The 15,914-nt window shown below is 66.7% G+C and carries 19 protein-coding genes; 8 read left to right on the forward strand and 11 right to left on the reverse strand.

The annotated features are described in order from the left end of the window. The first annotated feature begins 31 nt into the window (after nucleotides 1–31). The 3 genes from AC3WRI_RS04320 (at nucleotide 32) to AC3WRI_RS04330 (ending at nucleotide 2,031) form a co-directional block, all read left to right on the forward strand. A complete protein-coding gene (locus AC3WRI_RS04320) occupies nucleotides 32–1,147 on the forward strand; it encodes an NADH:flavin oxidoreductase/NADH oxidase (protein WP_010812486.1) in 1,116 nt (371 codons plus the stop codon). Between the two features lie 29 nt (nucleotides 1,148–1,176). Beyond that, nucleotides 1,177–1,599: a VOC family protein gene (locus AC3WRI_RS04325; protein WP_011617040.1), complete on the forward strand. Its 423-nt coding sequence runs from the start codon at nucleotides 1,177–1,179 to the stop codon at nucleotides 1,597–1,599. Nucleotides 1,600–1,863: 264 nt separating this feature from the next. Beyond that, nucleotides 1,864–2,031, forward strand: a complete 168-nt coding sequence (locus tag AC3WRI_RS04330; RefSeq protein ID WP_010812488.1) for a hypothetical protein — start codon at nucleotides 1,864–1,866, stop codon at nucleotides 2,029–2,031. A 234-nt stretch (nucleotides 2,032–2,265) separates the two neighbouring features. Here AC3WRI_RS04330 and AC3WRI_RS04335 read toward each other — a convergent pair whose 3' ends face one another. The 3 genes from AC3WRI_RS04335 to AC3WRI_RS04345 all read right to left on the reverse strand — a co-directional run bounded on the left by AC3WRI_RS04335 (nucleotide 2,266) and on the right by AC3WRI_RS04345 (nucleotide 5,867). Then, on the reverse strand, nucleotides 2,266–3,900 hold the full coding sequence (locus AC3WRI_RS04335; RefSeq protein WP_037025481.1) for a hypothetical protein: 1,635 nt from the start codon (nucleotides 3,898–3,900) through the stop codon (nucleotides 2,266–2,268). Between the two features lie 499 nt (nucleotides 3,901–4,399). Next, nucleotides 4,400–5,041: a hypothetical protein gene (locus tag AC3WRI_RS04340; RefSeq protein WP_010812490.1), complete on the reverse strand. Its 642-nt coding sequence runs from the start codon at nucleotides 5,039–5,041 to the stop codon at nucleotides 4,400–4,402. A 121-nt stretch (nucleotides 5,042–5,162) separates the two neighbouring features. After that, entirely contained in the window at nucleotides 5,163–5,867 is a 705-nt protein-coding gene (locus tag AC3WRI_RS04345; protein WP_492292631.1) for a Crp/Fnr family transcriptional regulator, read from the reverse strand. Nucleotides 5,868–6,135: 268 nt separating this feature from the next. Between AC3WRI_RS04345 and AC3WRI_RS04350 the strand changes: the two genes are divergently transcribed. Continuing rightward, a complete protein-coding gene (locus AC3WRI_RS04350) occupies nucleotides 6,136–7,770 on the forward strand; it encodes an acyl-CoA synthetase (RefSeq protein ID WP_011617043.1) in 1,635 nt (544 codons plus the stop codon). Nucleotides 7,771–7,799: 29 nt separating this feature from the next. Here AC3WRI_RS04350 and AC3WRI_RS04355 read toward each other — a convergent pair whose 3' ends face one another. The 3 genes from AC3WRI_RS04355 to AC3WRI_RS04365 all read right to left on the reverse strand — a co-directional run bounded on the left by AC3WRI_RS04355 (nucleotide 7,800) and on the right by AC3WRI_RS04365 (nucleotide 8,863). Then, entirely contained in the window at nucleotides 7,800–8,045 is a 246-nt protein-coding gene (locus AC3WRI_RS04355) for a DUF6566 family protein (protein WP_231881500.1), read from the reverse strand. Between the two features lie 51 nt (nucleotides 8,046–8,096). Beyond that, nucleotides 8,097–8,375 carry a hypothetical protein gene (locus AC3WRI_RS04360; RefSeq protein WP_010812494.1) on the reverse strand — a complete coding sequence of 93 codons (279 nt, stop codon included), beginning with the start codon at nucleotides 8,373–8,375 and terminating at the stop codon, nucleotides 8,097–8,099. Nucleotides 8,376–8,614: 239 nt separating this feature from the next. Continuing rightward, nucleotides 8,615–8,863, reverse strand: a complete 249-nt coding sequence (locus tag AC3WRI_RS04365) for a hypothetical protein (RefSeq protein WP_010812495.1) — start codon at nucleotides 8,861–8,863, stop codon at nucleotides 8,615–8,617. Nucleotides 8,864–8,999: 136 nt separating this feature from the next. Here AC3WRI_RS04365 and AC3WRI_RS04370 point away from each other — a divergent pair, with 136 nt between their 5' ends. Next, nucleotides 9,000–10,130 carry an AGE family epimerase/isomerase gene (locus AC3WRI_RS04370; RefSeq protein WP_010812496.1) on the forward strand — a complete coding sequence of 377 codons (1,131 nt, stop codon included), beginning with the start codon at nucleotides 9,000–9,002 and terminating at the stop codon, nucleotides 10,128–10,130. A gap of 235 nt (nucleotides 10,131–10,365) precedes the next feature. On the opposite strand, the gene AC3WRI_RS04375 is transcribed toward AC3WRI_RS04370, so the two are convergent. From AC3WRI_RS04375 to AC3WRI_RS04395, 5 genes are all read right to left on the reverse strand, one after another. Next, a complete protein-coding gene (locus tag AC3WRI_RS04375) occupies nucleotides 10,366–10,599 on the reverse strand; it encodes a hypothetical protein (protein WP_010812497.1) in 234 nt (77 codons plus the stop codon). A 97-nt stretch (nucleotides 10,600–10,696) separates the two neighbouring features. Then, nucleotides 10,697–11,065: a hypothetical protein gene (locus AC3WRI_RS04380; protein ID WP_492292632.1), complete on the reverse strand. Its 369-nt coding sequence runs from the start codon at nucleotides 11,063–11,065 to the stop codon at nucleotides 10,697–10,699. A gap of 60 nt (nucleotides 11,066–11,125) precedes the next feature. Beyond that, a complete protein-coding gene (locus AC3WRI_RS04385; RefSeq protein WP_011617045.1) occupies nucleotides 11,126–11,818 on the reverse strand; it encodes an alpha/beta hydrolase in 693 nt (230 codons plus the stop codon). Nucleotides 11,819–11,907: 89 nt separating this feature from the next. Continuing rightward, nucleotides 11,908–12,192 (reverse strand): hypothetical protein, encoded by a 285-nt coding sequence (locus tag AC3WRI_RS04390; RefSeq protein WP_010812500.1) that lies wholly within the window; start codon nucleotides 12,190–12,192, stop codon nucleotides 11,908–11,910. A gap of 183 nt (nucleotides 12,193–12,375) precedes the next feature. Beyond that, nucleotides 12,376–13,380, reverse strand: coding sequence for an alpha/beta hydrolase (locus AC3WRI_RS04395; RefSeq protein ID WP_011617046.1), 1,005 nt, complete (start codon nucleotides 13,378–13,380; stop codon nucleotides 12,376–12,378). Between the two features lie 379 nt (nucleotides 13,381–13,759). Between AC3WRI_RS04395 and AC3WRI_RS04400 the strand changes: the two genes are divergently transcribed. The 3 genes from AC3WRI_RS04400 to AC3WRI_RS04410 all read left to right on the forward strand — a co-directional run bounded on the left by AC3WRI_RS04400 (nucleotide 13,760) and on the right by AC3WRI_RS04410 (nucleotide 15,798). Continuing rightward, nucleotides 13,760–14,155 (forward strand): hypothetical protein, encoded by a 396-nt coding sequence (locus tag AC3WRI_RS04400; protein WP_492292634.1) that lies wholly within the window; start codon nucleotides 13,760–13,762, stop codon nucleotides 14,153–14,155. Between the two features lie 270 nt (nucleotides 14,156–14,425). Beyond that, nucleotides 14,426–14,992, forward strand: a complete 567-nt coding sequence (locus AC3WRI_RS04405; protein WP_010812504.1) for a TetR/AcrR family transcriptional regulator — start codon at nucleotides 14,426–14,428, stop codon at nucleotides 14,990–14,992. A gap of 413 nt (nucleotides 14,993–15,405) precedes the next feature. Beyond that, nucleotides 15,406–15,798 carry a hypothetical protein gene (locus AC3WRI_RS04410; protein ID WP_492292635.1) on the forward strand — a complete coding sequence of 131 codons (393 nt, stop codon included), beginning with the start codon at nucleotides 15,406–15,408 and terminating at the stop codon, nucleotides 15,796–15,798. The last annotated feature ends 116 nt before the right edge of the window (nucleotides 15,799–15,914 follow it).

The following is a 15,914-nucleotide window of genomic DNA, read 5'->3' on the forward strand; positions in this document are numbered from 1 at the left end:
TCCTGTCCGATCCCTGCATGGAGCAGCACGCATGAGCTTTCTGTTCGAACCGCTCGCCATCGGCGATCTCACCCTCGCCAACCGCATCATCATCGCCCCGATGTGCCAGTACTCCGCGCGGGACGGCAACGCCGGCGACTGGCACATGATCCACCTCGGTTCGCTGGCGCTGTCCGGCGCCGGCATGCTGATCGTGGAAGCCACGGCAGTCTCGCCCGAAGGGCGCATCACGCCGCAGGACCTGGGCCTGTATTCGGACGAAAACGAGGCGGCGCTTGGCCGCGTGGTCAAGGCGATGCGCGCGCATTCGCCGATCGCCATTGCGATCCAGTTGGGGCATGCCGGCCGCAAGGCGTCGAGCCAGGCGCCATGGGATGGCGGGCAGCAGATCGCGCCGGATGCGCCTGGTGGCTGGCATGCGGTGGCGCCTTCCGCGGTACCGCATGGCGCGGAAGAAGTCGCGCCTGCCGCGCTGGACCGTGCCGGCATGGACAAGGTGCGCGACGACTTTGTCGCGGCGGCAAGGCGTGCGGCGCGGCTTGGGTTGAACGGGATCGAGATCCATGCCGCGCACGGCTACCTGCTGCACCAGTTCCTGTCGCCGCTGGCCAACCATCGTGACGACGAATACGGCGGCAGCCTGGAGAACCGCATGCGGTTCCCGATCGAGGTGTTCGACGCGGTGCGTGAGGTGTTCCCGGCTGAGCGTCCGGTGTGGATGCGTATTTCCGCAACCGACTGGGTGCCGGGCGGATGGGATATCGAAGGCACGGTGGCGTTGTCGAAGGCTCTCAAGGCGCGCGGCTGTGCGGCGATCCATGTGACCACCGGCGGCGTGTCGCCGCAGCAGGCGATCAAGCTCGGGCCCGGCTACCAGGTGCCGTACGCGCAGCGCGTAAAGGCCGAGGTTGGCCTGCCGACGATTGCGGTGGGCCTGATCACTGAGCCGGAGCAGGCCGAAGCCATCATCGCCAACCACGAAGCCGACGCGGTGTCGCTGGCCCGTGCCATGCTGTATGACCCGCGCTGGCCCTGGCATGCGGCCGCGCGGCTGGGCGCAAGCGTGCAGGCGCCGAAGCAATACTGGCGGTCGCAGCCGCGCGAACTGAAAGACCTGTTTGCCGATGCGGCTTTCGGGCAGCGCTAGGCTGCCGGTCGATACAGGAGGAACCCGCCATGAGACCCCGGATTACGCTGATCACGCTGGGTGTCGATGACCTGCAGCGTGCGGTGCGCTTCTATCGCGACGGCCTGGGACTGCCCACCGCAGGCATTGTCGGCGAGCAGTTCGAGCACGGCGCCGTGGCCTTCTTCGACCTGCAGGCCGGATTGAAGCTCGCGGTCTGGCCGCGCACCAGTCTTGCGCATGACACCGGACTGCAGCTGACACCGCGCGCGCAGACGGATTTCTCGCTGGCGCATAACGTCGGCGACAAGGCGGAAGTGGATGCGGTGATGGCCCAGGCGCTGGCCGCGGGCGCCAGCGTGGTCAAGCCGGCGCAGGATACGTTCTGGGGCGGGTACGCCGGCTATTTCCAGGATCCCGACGGGCATCTGTGGGAAATCGCCTGGAATCCTGAGATGTTGCCCGCGGATTAAGGACCGGCGCGATGCGCGCCTTGCGCACGCCCCGTTCCTTCTATCAAGACCTTGCCTTGCGGCGCTGCATCATGACTGGTGCAGTGCCGCAAAGGGATTTCCATGATTGCCACGCTCCGTCGAAGTGGTGACTATCATTTCAACAGACAGCCATAGCATGCTGGCGACGGAGCGCCCCCACGCATTCCCGGAAGACCCCCGCATCACGCCCCGTCGGCAGCCCACCGAAGTAAAGCAATAAGAACAATGGCAAGGGAGACATCCATGCAAGTCTATGACAGCCTGCTGTATGTGACTGCGATGGTGCTGGTGTGTTTGTATGTGTATCTGGGCGTGCTGTCCCGCAGCACGGCGATCCGGCTGGGTTCCCCGGCGATCGTTGCGGGGCTGGTGCTCGCCTATTCGCTGTCCCCGCTGCACTCGGGCGGCTGATGCCGCCGGCCCCCGGCTGAGCGGGGGTTCTGCTGATTCTACCGCGGCCGCCGCCTGACGGTCGGGGTTGCCTTCGCCCTGCGTGATCGAGTCGCGCGGCAGCGTATCGATCGCTGCCGGCAAGTCCTGCGGTAGCACCGGTTGTGCAGCCCAACGAAAAAAATGCCGGCGCCGCAAGGCGACACCGGCTTGAATCGCTGTCCGGACGCAGCAGTCCGGCGACTTGCAGCGGAGTTACAGACGGTTGACCGAGATGCTGAAGAACCGGCGAGCCGTATTCACGCCGATCGCCACATTCAGGCCCGTGTTGCCAATCGACATGCTGATGGCCTCACTACCGCCGCTGTTGTTGGGCGTCGGGGCACGGTAGCGCAGCCCGTCGAGCGGGGTGTTCACCTTCCAGGTGTCCACCCGTCCGTCGTCGCGCTCGCGCGTGTACGTGTTTGCCTGGGCATCCACCGCGGTGACCTTGACCGTGGAGGCCGTCGTCGTGCTGATGCCATCGGCCGTGGCGGAGTTGCTGTCCACCGGAAGAATGCTCGTGTCCCAGAACGAACTGGTCGCGCCCACGGCAGGCAGCGCACGGGCGATCCGCCTGGTGGCCATCGTGAATCCGTCACCGTGGGTGAAGACGATGACCAGTTGCCCGTCGGTGCCCTTGAACGCGTAGGCCCGCTCAACACCACCGTCCTGTTCGGTGAGGTTCAGCCCGCCATCGGGGTTGAGCGTGATGGTGGGAAATTCATCCGGCAGCCATGCCGAGCACGAATCCAGGCCCGAGCAATCTGCGCCGGCGGTCACCTTGCCCGCGGCATCCAGGCTGAAGTTCACGCGCGACGCCGCGTACGGCGACGGGCCATCGCGCTCATAGCCAAGACCATTCCAGTCGCCAGCCAGGTCGGCCAGGGCCAGTGCCTGGGCAGGAATCAGCAGGGCGGGCAGGCGGTTGACCGTGCCAGCCGGAGGCAGCACCACGCTCAGGCCCGACTTGGAGACCAGCACGGTGTCGGTGCCTGCGGTGAAGCGGCAGGCTTCCGATGCGTCGGCGGTGAAGGTGGTCACGTCGGTGCCCAGCTTGAACTGCAACGTGGCGGCGTCCATTTCGCCGGCTTCTCCAATCGGCGTGCCCAGTTCCACGACGTGGTACTTGCCGGTCTTCAACCCGGCGCAGGTGGCCGCTGCCGGTTGCAGTGCGGTCTGGACTGCCGCTGCGCCGGCATTGGCAGCGACTGCTGAAGAAAGCTCAGCCAGCGTGGTCTTGGATGCCTCCAGGCGATCGCCCAACTGGTCCAGCAGCTGGTCCTGCGCATTGCCCGCGTTGGCGCCGTTGGCGGCCACCAGCGGATCCTTGACCGGGTCGATGCTGGAAAGGTCGACCACGCCCGTCAGCACCAGGCGCACGGCGCCGATGGCACTGGTTACGTTGTCGGAGGTGAGCCTGGCTTGCGCGTTCGCATCGAACTGCTCGAAGAAGGCATCGGTGTTGCCCTGTGCCAGTGAAGCGGTGACCAGCTCGGTCAGCGGCGTGATGTTGGCCGTCGCGGTGGTGCCGGTGCCGGCTTCGACCACGGAATGCAGCGTGGTGCCGTCAGGCGCCGTGACGCTGAGCACGCAGGGACGCGTCGCGCCTTCGATGCTGATGGTGAAGCTGCCGTCCGCCGCGGTGGTGGCGGTGCCGCTGCCCGATGCGCACTTGGCCTGCACGGCGGCATTGCCCAGTGCGGCGCCAACTGCGGCGGTGCCACTGATCCTGGTGGCGGCAGGTGCCGCCGTGGTGGTGGTCGGCGCGGTCGAACCGCCATCGCCGCCTCCGCATGCAGACAGGACCGCCGTCGCCAGACCCGTCAAGAACAGTTGTTTTGTTTTCATCCCGTTTCGCCCTGTATGGTTTTTGTTCTGGCGGAGTCCTGCGGTGGTCGATATCCGGCTCATGCAGGCCCCGCCCGCAGGGTGGCTGACCCGCCCCGCGAGGCGAGTCTGCGTGATAGGGGGGATGGGGCCAACCCGAGTTCAGGCGATTGACAAACTGTCGGGAGTGTGTGGGCAGAGGCTGCTGCGGCAACGCTGCAGGATGGCTGTCACGTGCCTGGCTGCCGTGGTTGCATTCATTGGTCTGGCGGAAAAAAGAAAAGCCGGTGCCGCAGGGCGGCACCGGCTTGGTTCGTGTCCGGGCGCGGGGTGCCCGGATTCACGGTTGGGGGCGAGGTTACGGGCGGCCGACCGAGATATCGTAGAACAATCCGTTCACGCCGATGCCGAGGGTCAGGGCGGTATTGCCCGGGATCAGCGAAATCATTGCCGATGCATTGCTGGTTGCTGCGCGCGGTGGTTGACAAACTCCGCGCCATGTGACGCCCAGGCCGCTGCGTCAGGCGGCCGTCGGCACAAGGCCGGGCCAGGTGGCAGTGGGCGCTGTGGTGCGGCTGCCTGCCCGGCAATCTTCCACCAGGCGCGCCGCATCGATGCCGAACCAGTTCTGCCAGCTGCGCGCCAGCGCGCTGCCGGAACGCAGGCCGGCATGCGCCGCCAGCACGTCCAGCGAAGACACCGGGCCGGCGGCGGCCAGCGCGTGCAGGGCATGGGCGGCGCGTTGCTCGCGCAGCAGCGGGTGCAGCGCCTCGCCTTCGGCGAAGAGCCGGGCGCGCACCTGGCGGGCCGGCACCTGCCATTGCGCGGCCAGGCGCTCGACATTCCAGTCGGTATCGGGGCGGGAAAAGACCAGGCCGGCAAAGCGGCGCGACCAGGGCCTGTCGCCGGGCTTGCCGGCCAGGCGCGGGCATTCACTGTCCGGGACGGCAGTCAGGACGATGGCGCAAGGGTGCTGCCACGTGCCGGGCAGGTCGCAGTCGAAGTGGGCAAAGGCGTGGACCACGAACGGGTCGCCGGGCCGCACCTCGCGCCGCGCATTGGCGTCGCGCAGGCTGGCCGTGCCGTGCAGGGCTTGTACCTGCACGGCAAAGGGGAAGCGCAGGCGGGCAAAGCGGACGTGGTGACGGCTGACAAGCGGCATGCGGAAGACAACCCGGAAGCTGAGCGGGGGTGCGGCCGGTAACTGTCGCAGGATTCAACGGGCGGCGCAAGGCCGCGGACATCGTCCGTTTGATCGTTCACGGCGCCCGGTGACGGCGGCGTTACAGCTCGGACAGCCCGAAGTGGCGCAGCCGGGGCAGGTCGGTCACGCGGATGCTCTGGTAGGACAGGTGGACCATGCCGGCATCGGCCAGCCGGCGCAGCGCCTGGTTGACCCGCTGGCGCGACAGCCCGGTCAGCAGGCCGATCTCTTCCTGCGACAGCTCCAGCACGGGGCTGGTGCGCGGATACAGGTCCGGGTGGAACAGCTGCGCGATGGCCTGCGCCACGCGCGCATCGGCGCCCAGCAGGCGGTCGTTCTGCACGGTGGCGATGAACTGGCCCATGCGCTCATTGAGCTGGCGCACGACAAAGCTGGCGAACGGCAGGCTCTGCGCCAGCAGCGTATTGAACACCGGCTCTGGCACCAGCAGCACCTGCGAGTCACGGATCGCGATCACGTCATAGCGGCGGTCTTCGCGCTTGATCACGCTGCCTTCGCCGCACCAGCCGCCGGCGGGCACGCCGGAGAAGGTGCAGCCGCTCCCGTCGGGGGTGTACACCGCCAGCTTGATCAGGCCGCTGTCCACCCCGATCCAGTGGCGCGACGGCTCGCCGCGCCGGGCGATGAAGGCGCCCGCGGCAAAGGACTGGAGCAGCGTTTCGCGCGCGGCCAGCGCCTGGTGTTCCGGCGCCAGGGCACCGAACCAGGCATGGCCGGCAAGGACTGCGGCAGGGGCGGAAATCGGGTCTGCAGGTTCGCTCATGGCATGGACGCGCGGCTCGGGCCGGGTCCCTGTAAGAATCGTGTAAGCCTTGCCTGGCGCGGGTTTGCGGCAGGTTTGTCGTCTCGGCGACAGTGCGCCAGCGTGTGCGATGATAGCCTTGTGCCAGAAAAAGTGACAGCGCCGGATGGCGCGGACAATGGTCACCTCGCCCCGGACATCGCTGCACCCATGCAGCGCATTGACAGCATCACGCGGCCTGTTGCGCGGCCCTGCCGCCAACGCCGCCAGATACGCGGAGACACAAGCAATGCCCACCGATTTCGACAGCGGCCTGGCCCGCAACGCGGCCAACTTCGTGCCGCTTACGCCCATCGACTTCCTGGTCCGCGCCGCCGAGGTGTACGGCCAGCGCCTGGCCATCGTGCACGGCCCGCTGCGCCAGAACTGGCGCGACACCTATGCGCGCGCACGGCGCCTAGCCAGCGCGCTGGCGCGTGCCGGCATCGGCAAGGGCGATACCGTGGCCGCGCTGCTGCCCAATACGCCGGCCATGGTGGAGGCGCATTTCGGCGTGCCGATGGCGGGCGCCGTGCTCAATGCGCTCAATATCCGCCTCGACGCCGCCAACCTGGTCTTCATGCTGCGCCATGGCGAGGCGCGCGTGCTGCTGGCCGATACCGAGTTTGCCGACCTGGCGCGCCAGATGGCGCTGGAGATCCCCGGCCTGAAGGTCATCGCCGTGCATGACGTGCTGGGCCCGCAGGAGGCGCCGTTCGGCGACACCGATTACGAAGCCTTCCTCGCCTCGGGCGACTCGGACTACGCGTGGCACATGCCGGCCGACGAGTGGGAAGCCATCGCGCTGAACTACACCTCGGGCACCACCGGCGACCCCAAGGGCGTGGTCTACCACCACCGCGGCGCGGCCATCAATGCCGTGTCCAACATCCTCGAGTGGGATTTGCCCAAGCACCCGGTCTACCTGTGGACGCTGCCGATGTTCCACTGCAATGGCTGGTGCTTCCCGTGGACCGTTGCCGCGCGCGCGGGCGTCAACGTGTGCCTGCGCAAGTTCGAGCCCAGGCTGGTATTCGACCTGATGCGCGAAGAGGGCGTGACCCACTACTGCGCCGCGCCGATCGTGCATACCGCGCTGGTCAATGCGCCCGCCGCGTGGCGCGAGGGCGTGCGCGGCCCGGTGCGCGGCATGGTGGCCGGCGCGCCGCCGCCGGCCGCGGTGCTGGCGCAGATGGAGGCGATGGGGTTCGAGCTGACCCATGTCTATGGCCTGACCGAGGTCTACGGCCCGGCCGCGGTCTGCGCCGAGCAGGATGACTGGAGCACGCTGTCCGAGCAAGACCGCGCGGTCAGGAAGGCGCGTCAGGGCGTGCGCTATCACCTGCAGTCGCAGGTGGCGGTGCTCGATCCCGATTCCATGCAGCCGGTGCCGGCCGATGGCGAGACCATCGGCGAGATCATGTTCCGCGGCAATATCTGCATGAAGGGCTACCTCAAGAACGAGAAGGCCACGCGCGAGGCCTTTGCCGGCGGCTGGTTCCATACCGGCGACCTGGGTGTGTGCATGCCCGATGGCTATATCAAGATCAAGGACCGCAGCAAGGACATCATTATTTCCGGCGGCGAGAACATCTCCAGCGTTGAGGTGGAGGACGCGCTCTACCGGCATCCCGCGGTGCTGGCCGCCGCAGTGGTGGCGCAGCCCGATGCCAGGTGGGGCGAGACCCCATGCGCGTTTGTCGAACTGAAGGACGGCGCCAGCGTCAGCGCGGAAGAACTGATCGCGCATTGCCGCACGCTGCTGGCGGGCTTCAAGGTGCCCAAGGCGGTCTACTTCGGGCCGCTGCCCAAGACCTCGACCGGCAAGATCCAGAAGTTCGAGCTGCGCCGCAAGGTGAAGTCGGATTCGGCGATCGACGTTTGATGGGCTGAAGCGGCGCTGGTGCAGCGCCGCTATTGCAGCGCCGCGTCCTCGGCATCGTGCAGGCCGGCGATGTGCGTGTCGATGGCCTCGCGCCCCCAGGCAATGCCCGCGCGCGTGGCGTCGGTGGCGCAGCCAAAGCGCGTCTGCGCGGCCGGGCAGGGCAGCGCCAGCTTGCTGCCGTGATGCCAGATCTCCGCGCGCAGCGTCCACCACCCGTCATGCTGGCCGCCATAGCGCAGCGCCGCGACATGGATGCGGTGGCCGCGGTATGTCACGTTCTGGTCATGCCATCCACTGGGCATAGACGTGAGGCGCGCCGGGGCAACTCAACGCGCCCGCATCTCGGCGGGGTTGCCGGGTTTGGGCGGGCGGTGCCAGTCCTGGTCGATGTCCGGGAACACCTCACATTCACCCCGCACGATGTTTTCAATGGTGGCGCATACGCATTCGGTGCCGCGCGGCCCCACGCAGACCAGGCTGCGCGGATGGTCGGTGTGCTGCGGGATGGCATAGACGCGCATGCCCTCGCGGAAGAGGGGATGCTTGGTGAGGCGCTCGTTCATCAGTTCAACGAAGCGCTGGGGAGTGACGACCGGCTTATCCATTGCATGCTCCTGCGGCCTTGCCCACCGTGCCCGTTTCTAGGGGCGGCATGGCGACCAGGTCAGTTAAGGCCAGGAATATGACAGGCAGGTGGCAGGAAGCGCCCCGGGCAGCATACGTTGCCCGGGCGTGGCCGGAACGGAAAACCGCAGGTAAATGCATACCCCGCGTTGCCACTGCCACGCTTCCAGACTAGGACACGCGGCACGTAGTGCAAGTGTTGCGCGATGCCGTGGGGGCTTCAGGTGGCGTGCAGCTCGCCTGCGGCGCGCGGACCGTTCAGTATGCCGTTGCCGGCGGCCCAGCAGGCGGCCTCGGCCTCTGCGCGGGAACCGTAGGTGGATGGCGCTGCGACGGTGCAATCCTCGTCGGCGGCGCCACAGCGTTCTTCCATGACGATGCGCCAGGTGAACTGGCCGGGTGCATCTTCAAGGACGTGAAGCACCAATGTGCGGTGATCGTCAGTCAGCGTGAGGGGCAAAGTCGACATGGCTGTCTCCCGTTCGCGGGTGGGCGCCATTGATGCTAGCAAGAGGTCGCCGCAAATGCCATGACTGTCTTGCGGCCGCGGCATGGCAAGATACGGCCTTTGCGGCCTTCGCCGCGCCTGTACTTTCCGCCAGACCATGCCCATCTCGCCTGAGCTCAACCAAGGGGTCGCCGCCCTGACGGCACATTACGATGCCACCGTGCTGCCGCTGTGGACCGCCAGCGGCTGGAACGGCGACCTGCTGCTGCCCTACGAGGCACTCGACGGCGCCAGTGCCGCGCCGTTGGCGCCGGCCCGCTATCGCGCCATGGCATGCGCCCGCCAGCTCTATGTGTTCTCGCTGGCCGGCAACCATGCGCATGCCGATACGCTGTTCGGCTCGCTGCAGGCCTACTTCGGCAATGGCGAGGGCGCGTGGCTCTATAGCGTCGACCCGGCCGGCACGCCGCTCGATGCCACGCGCGACCTCTATACGCATGCCTTCGTGATCTTCGCCTGCGCCAACTATCATGCGCGGCGCGGCAATCCCGATGCGCTCGACGTGCTCGATGAAACCGTCGATGTCGTCGAGGACCTCTTCGGCGACGAACAGGGCCTGTACCACGCCGCGCTTACCGAGCATTTCCGGCCCAAGGGCGCCGGCGTGCTGCAGAACCCCATCATGCACCTGACCGAGGCCTACCTGGCCGCGCTGGATGCGACCGGGGACGAATGGTATGCCGAACGCCTGCGCGAGATCGCGATGGCGGTGCATGAGCGCTTTGTCGATCCGGCCAGCGGCTGCATTGCCGAGCTGCCCCAAGGCAGCCCCGGCAACCGCATCGAGCCGGGCCACCAGTTCGAGTGGTTCTCGCTGGTGGCAGGCAGGCCGGCGCTGCTCGGCGACCTGCCGCTGGCCGATACGCTGCGCCAGGCCTTTGCCTTTGCGCAGCGGCACGGCGTGGTGCCGTCGACGCAGGGCGTCAGCGCGGCACTGAACGCCGATGGCTCCATGCTGGACGATACCCAGCGCATCTGGGCGCAGACCGAATATGCGCGCGCGCTCGCCGTGCATGGCGCGCCGGAGTCGCTGGCGGCGCTGGAAGCCTGGACGCAGCAGTTCCGCAGCCGCTTCCTGCACGATCACGGCTGGCATGAATGCCTGGCGCGCTCGGGCAGCGTGGTACGCGCCGAGATGCCTTCGACCTCGCCGTACCACCTGGCGACGTCCTACTCGGCGCTCGCCGCGCTGGCCGGCGTGGCGTGGCCGGCATTGCCAGGGGCTTAGGCCACCCTGCGCGAGGCGGTGCGGCAGCACGATGCGCTGCTGCGGGGCGTTTGTGGCGGCACAGGCCCTGCAGAGGCAGCCGCGTAGGCGGCGGCTACCGCGCTCTTATCAATTCTTTGCAGTCGTCGGTGGGCACCGCGCCTACACTCAAGCCCGCGCTCCGGCCCGTGCTGTTGTTCTTCTTAACCACTGGTCGTCGTTCTGAAGTTACGGGCCGGGGCGCACCCGATGCGGCTCAGCGCCGCGCGCCCAGGGCCTGCGACAGCCGCTCCGGCTGTTGAGCGGCCGGGGACGCAGCGTGGGTCTGGATCAGGCCTGCGCCGGCGGGCTTCACCCGGACGGCCATTTGCTCGACCCTTTTGGCGGCCTGGGTCTCGGCGTGGTCATTCAGGATCAGGCACAGCAGTGTCAGCAAGGCTGCTGCGATCATGCTCAGCGCGATCCAGGCCAGGCAGTGCTTGCGTTCCATGGTAGGCGGGAGGGGGGCGTCATCAGTGCGCGAAGTTTACGCGCCCGCGCGCAATGCAATTGTCAATCTTTGCAAACGCCGGCCGCCGTCCGGCCCGCTATTCCGTCACGCCGTTTTCATGCAGCAGCCGCTCGCATTCTTCCAGCATGTCGTAGGCAAACGCAGACTGGTAGTTGGGATCGAGGGCTTCCATCATTTCGTGCGCGGCGTACAGGCCGGCCTCGCGTGACAGGGTCTCAGCCAGCTGGCGTGCAACCTGGTCGCTCAGTTCCGACAACAGGCGCCGCTCGGATAGCGGCAACTGCAGCTTCGAGCGCGACAGCCATTCGCCGGCCAGCGTCGCACCCTGGGCGTCGGTCATCCACTGGCGGTGTTCATAGTAGGCCGACAGCCGTTCGGCAGCGAGTGCGAACAGCAGTGCCTTGCGGGTATTGAAATCGATCCTGGGGAGTGGGGCGAGGGTCATGCTTGCGGCGTGGTGCGATGCGCGGCGCAGCGGCCGGCAATCATCTTGTCGGGGAGCGGATCAGGACTGCGCGGTGGCTGCCTGCGCAAAGCGCGCTGCCAGCCAGGCGCCGATGGCGGCGATCTCTTCCAGGCAGACCGAATGGCCCATCGGATAGGTGCTCCAGGTCACCGGGTGCTGCCGCGCCTGCACGAAATCGCGGGCGGCGACGCCCAGCTGCAGCGGCACCACGTCGTCCTGCGTGCCATGGGCGGCAAAAACGGGCGTGGTGGCGTTGGCGGCGCTGACCTCGGCCGCCAGCGCTTTCGGCGCAGGGATGTAGGTGGACAGCGCGACGATGCCGGCCAGCGTCTCGGCATGGCTCAGCCCGGCGGTGTAGGCAATCGCGCCGCCCTGCGAGAAGCCTGCCAGCACGATGCGGTGCGTGGGGATGCCACGGGCGTTCTCGCGCGCAATCAGTGCGCGAATGGCTTCGCAAGAGGCACGGATGCCGGCTTCATCGGCGCGTCGCCCGGATTCATCGAGGGAATAAATGTCATACCAGGCCGGCATGACATAACCGCCGTTGCAGGTCACGGGGATAGCCGGCGCGTGCGGGAAGATAAAGCGCACGCCGGGCGCTGCGGGCAGGCGCAGCTCAGGCACGACCGGGGCGAAATCGCTGCCGTCGGCGCCCAGCCCATGCATCCAGATGACGGCGCAGGCGGGATTGGGCGCGGTTTCGAATTCGATCGCGGGCAGCAGTTCGCTCATGGGGCTGGTTCCTGTGGATATGCGCCTGCGCGCCGCACGGGCGCCAGGCAGCGCGAGTATCGCACAGGTCGGGGCCTGTCCCGGCTGCGTCAGGCCGCGGACGGAACGATAGGGACCGTGGTGAGGCCAGGCGTGCGTGCCGGCAGCTCCGGCATCGCAGGCGGCGTGGCGCGGCGCTTGTCGACCACGTCTTCCACGCCCTTGGCCGCGACGTCTTCCAGGAACGCCACCATGTCGCGGTAGTAGGCCACCTGCATTTGCGCTTCGAGCAAGCGCCTTTCGGCCTGGAACAGCGTCAGCCTCATGTCTTGCAGTTCCCTCTCGGCGATTTTCTCCGGGGTCGGCGGACTGAACAGGTTTGCAAGCCAACGCATGGCAGTACCTCCAGTGCTGTCAACGGCGAAATAGCGATGCTCGTGCCATGGGGACCAATATAGACAAGAATTCGGCAAAAAGTCTCTCGGGCATCTCGCCGTGGCGCCTCGCCCACAAGGATGATTGCCGGTGGCGGACGTCTGCGGTAGATTGTTCGGCCATGGTCCGGCCGTCCCGCGACCCTACTGCCTGCGCTCGCCGCTTGCTGTCGCCAATGTGCCTGTGCGACTGGTCGATGTGCCTGCCTGATCCGCGTTGCCAGGCGGATCGCCTTCATATTTCGCGTCGTTTCCTGCCAACAGTGCCTGCATGGCATCGCCGTCCTGCGCGCGCACAAAGCGCAGGATCGGCGGCCAGAATGCCTCGATATGTTCTGGCAGGATGGCTGCGTCATGCGGCATGGCGTCCAGCATCACCAGCGCATGCAGATGCCTGGCCGCACGGGCCACGCGTTCCGCGTGGGGTGGGACGATCACCGCGTCGTCCCGGCTGTGCACCACCAGCAGCGGCCGCTCCAGCCGGCTGGCACGCGCAGCGTTGTTCCACGGATCCGGCAGCAGCCACGCGGCCCATGCGGGTATGCGCCCGGTCTGCACTGCGGCCAGGCGCGCCGAACTGAAGCCCGCCGCAATGACATAGCCGTCGGGCTGCGGATCGAAGCGCTGCGCCACCTCCAGCAGGATGCCGGATCCCAGCGAATGCCCCAGCACCACGCGCCGTTTTGCCTGCGGCGTGGCTGCCAGGAATTGCCGGTAGGCGGCCAGCGCATCCTCGCGCAGGCGGCGCACGCTTGGCCGCCCGCTGCTGCGGCCGTAGCCGCTGTAGTCGAAGACGTAGGAGGCGATGCCCGCGCCCGCCAGCATGGCCTGGACCGGGGCCCAGTCGGGCAGGCTCTCATTGTCGCCGTGGCACACCATCAGCGCTGGCGCTTCGGGGTCCGCGGCCGGCATGAAGGCGGCGTGCAGGATGCGATTGCCGCTGGCGAACGTGGCATGGCGCACCGTCAGGGCTGAAATGTCGGGTGCTGCCGCGTCCTTTGTTTCATCCGTCGGCGTGACAAAGGCTTTGCGTTCTACCGCACGAAACAGTAGATGCCGCGCAACACCCGCGGCCACGGCGAGTGCCGCGGCGGTGGCGAGCCAGCGGTGGCGGGATTCCGGCTGAGCGGGGCGGGGGCCTTCAGGCATGGCGAGTTTCGGGATGGCGTTCCCTTCAGGCTAGCAGGCCATCGGCGTCCGGGTGAAGAAAAGTTCATTCGCACGCATGCCTCAAGTGGATTCGCAGCCATATCGTGCAGCGTCGGCAGGCGGCTATCGGCCCGATAGAAAACTTTTGCCTTGACTATCTACCTAGTAGTAGATAGCATTGAGTCCATGGCACCGCTGCACCGCCGGAAGCAAGCAAGAACGGGCGGAAAAGTGGCGATCCCATCGCAAGACCGGCATGGTCATTTTTTTTAGCACCTGTCATCTATCTACTGGTAGATGCGGATCGAAAGAGTGACCCTACCACAGCCACTGATACCGAATTGACGCGATCCCGAAACATCGCACCCAGGAGCCCATCATGAATGCCAAGTTCGCCAAGACCCTGATCACCGCCGCCACCCTTGCCGCCGCACTGGCAGGTGGCGTGGCGCAAGCCGCCAGCGTGCAAGACAACACCTCGGCTGGCGACAAGTACGGCTACAGCTACCGCGCCGGCAAGTTCGACACCTTCACGGAAGGTGCCCGCATCGGCAAGTTCGACCCGTTCACGGAAGGCGCCCGCGTCGGCAAGTTTGATCCGTACACCGACGGCGCCCGCGTCGGCAAGACCGATCCCTACACGGACGGGTACCGCACCGTAGCTGGCCTGGACCGTAGTGGCGTGTCGGCCGGGCCGGCCCGCAGCTTCGACCCGTACACGGACGGCGCGCGCGTCGGCAAGGCTGACCCCTACACCGACGGCGCCCTGGCTTGATTGCTGCCGGCTGAGGCCGGCGGCCAACAACTTTACGGCGGCGGTCACGCTGACTGCCGTCCGATGGAGTCCATCATGAGTTTGCGTGACAGTATCCTGCTGCTTGGCGGATGGCTGGTGCTTTGCGTGACGAGTGGCTCGATGATCACCTTCGCCGCGCAGGTCCTGCCTGGTTAAAGCACATGCCTTAGATGCCCCGGGCTAGGGAATTACCCCAGCCCCGGGGCATTTCGGCTTGAGCGCCTATCTTCGCGTAGATAAACTGTTTTCATGAAAACGCAATCAGTACGCGAGCAACTGCTCGAGCACACCCTCGTCCTGATCCGCCGCCGCGGCTTCAACGGCTTCAGCTACCGCGACCTGGCGGAACTGGTGGGGGTCAAGACCTCCAGCATCCACTATTACTTCCCGTCCAAAGAGGACCTGGTACTGGAGGCGGTGAAGGAATACAGCGCCCGCCTGGCCGAGCGCATCCGCTCCATCGACACCAGTCTGCCGGTCGCCGAGCAGGCGGCCATCTACCTGGCGCCGTTCCGCGCCAGCTGCGGCTCGGACCAGATCTGCCTGTGCGGCATGTTGTCGACCGAGACGCTGTGCCTGCCGGAGTCCGTGCACAAGCTGCTGCAGGGCTTCTTCCTGATGAACGAACAATGGCTGGCCGGCCTGCTGGAGCGGGCTCAGCCGCAGCGCAGCACGCCGTTCCCGGTGCCGCCGGCGCGGCTGGCACAGGTGGTGTTTGGCTCGCTGCAGAGCGGGCTGATTGCGGCACGCCTGTTCGGGACCTCCGACCGGGTGGAAGCCGCTGCGGATACGCTGATGGCCGCCGTCGCCGGCTAAGGTTTTCGCGCAATATCAGTGGCGCGTCTGAAGCCGTCATGTGGCGCAAGCTGCATGGCGGCTTTTTTATTTGCAGACAGCCGGTCGGCCGCCGGCGCTTCGGAATCGGTGATAAGCGCTTTTAAAACAACGAGATAGAGCCAGAAAAGGCATAGGCTATCGGGCCGATAGAAATGTTTTTCCTTGACTCTCTACCTAGTAGTAGATAGTATTTGACTCATGGAAGCGCTGCACCGCCGGCAACAAGCAAGACAAGGCGAAAACGTGGCGGTCCCATTGCATGACCGGAGGCGGTCATTTTTTCGAGGCCGAGTATCTATCTACTAGTAGATGCGGGATCGAAAAAAGCGATCTGCCACAGCCACTGATACCGAATTGACGCGATCCCGAAACATCGCACCCTGGAGCCCATCATGACCAAGATCACCAAGACCCTGATTACCGCCGCCACCCTTGCCGCCGCGCTCGCGGGCGGTGTTGCGCAAGCGGCCAGCGTGCAGGACAGCACCTTCACCGGCGACAAGTACGGCTACACCTTCCGCACCGGCAAGTTCGACACCTTCACGGAAGGCGCCCGCACCGGCAAGTTTGATCCGTTCACCGAAGGCGCGCGCGTTGGCAAGGCCGATCCCTACACCGATGGTGCCCGCGTTGGCAAGCCCGATCCCTACACCGACGGTGCCCGCACGGTAGCCGGCCTGGACCGCAGCGGTGTTTCGGCCCAACCGTCGCGCAGCTTCGATCCGTACACCGACGGTGCGCGCGTGGGCAAGGCTGACCCTTATACCGACGGCGCCATCGCCTGAGAGCCGGCCGGCGTGATGCCGGCCATTGAAAACCGCCGGGCCGCCTGGGTGCGGCCCGTCTTCAGGAGTTGATCATGCGTTGGCGTGACACTGCGCTGATCCTTGGCGGATGGGTA

The sequence above is a fragment of the Cupriavidus sp. FW305-27 genome, assembly GCF_058787995.1.

Coding starts and splice junctions, on each gene's coding strand:
- AC3WRI_RS04330 (WP_010812488.1), top strand. CDS start 1,864: ATGCAAGTCTATGACAGCCTGCTGTATGTGACTGCGATGGTGCTGGTG.
- AC3WRI_RS04335 (WP_037025481.1), bottom strand. CDS start 3,900: ATGAAAACAAAACAACTGTTCTTGACGGGTCTGGCGACGGCGGTCCTG.
- AC3WRI_RS04380 (WP_492292632.1), bottom strand. CDS start 11,065: ATGACCCTCGCCCCACTCCCCAGGATCGATTTCAATACCCGCAAGGCA.
- AC3WRI_RS04410 (WP_492292635.1), top strand. CDS start 15,406: ATGACCAAGATCACCAAGACCCTGATTACCGCCGCCACCCTTGCCGCC.
- AC3WRI_RS04365 (WP_010812495.1), bottom strand. CDS start 8,863: ATGTCGACTTTGCCCCTCACGCTGACTGACGATCACCGCACATTGGTG.
- AC3WRI_RS04345 (WP_492292631.1), bottom strand. CDS start 5,867: ATGAGCGAACCTGCAGACCCGATTTCCGCCCCTGCCGCAGTCCTTGCC.
- AC3WRI_RS04350 (WP_011617043.1), top strand. CDS start 6,136: ATGCCCACCGATTTCGACAGCGGCCTGGCCCGCAACGCGGCCAACTTC.
- AC3WRI_RS04390 (WP_010812500.1), bottom strand. CDS start 12,192: ATGCGTTGGCTTGCAAACCTGTTCAGTCCGCCGACCCCGGAGAAAATC.
- AC3WRI_RS04325 (WP_011617040.1), top strand. CDS start 1,177: ATGAGACCCCGGATTACGCTGATCACGCTGGGTGTCGATGACCTGCAG.
- AC3WRI_RS04370 (WP_010812496.1), top strand. CDS start 9,000: ATGCCCATCTCGCCTGAGCTCAACCAAGGGGTCGCCGCCCTGACGGCA.
- AC3WRI_RS04320 (WP_010812486.1), top strand. CDS start 32: ATGAGCTTTCTGTTCGAACCGCTCGCCATCGGCGATCTCACCCTCGCC.
- AC3WRI_RS04375 (WP_010812497.1), bottom strand. CDS start 10,599: ATGGAACGCAAGCACTGCCTGGCCTGGATCGCGCTGAGCATGATCGCA.
- AC3WRI_RS04405 (WP_010812504.1), top strand. CDS start 14,426: ATGAAAACGCAATCAGTACGCGAGCAACTGCTCGAGCACACCCTCGTC.
- AC3WRI_RS04385 (WP_011617045.1), bottom strand. CDS start 11,818: ATGAGCGAACTGCTGCCCGCGATCGAATTCGAAACCGCGCCCAATCCC.
- AC3WRI_RS04340 (WP_010812490.1), bottom strand. CDS start 5,041: ATGCCGCTTGTCAGCCGTCACCACGTCCGCTTTGCCCGCCTGCGCTTC.
- AC3WRI_RS04400 (WP_492292634.1), top strand. CDS start 13,760: ATGAATGCCAAGTTCGCCAAGACCCTGATCACCGCCGCCACCCTTGCC.
- AC3WRI_RS04360 (WP_010812494.1), bottom strand. CDS start 8,375: ATGGATAAGCCGGTCGTCACTCCCCAGCGCTTCGTTGAACTGATGAAC.
- AC3WRI_RS04395 (WP_011617046.1), bottom strand. CDS start 13,380: ATGCCTGAAGGCCCCCGCCCCGCTCAGCCGGAATCCCGCCACCGCTGG.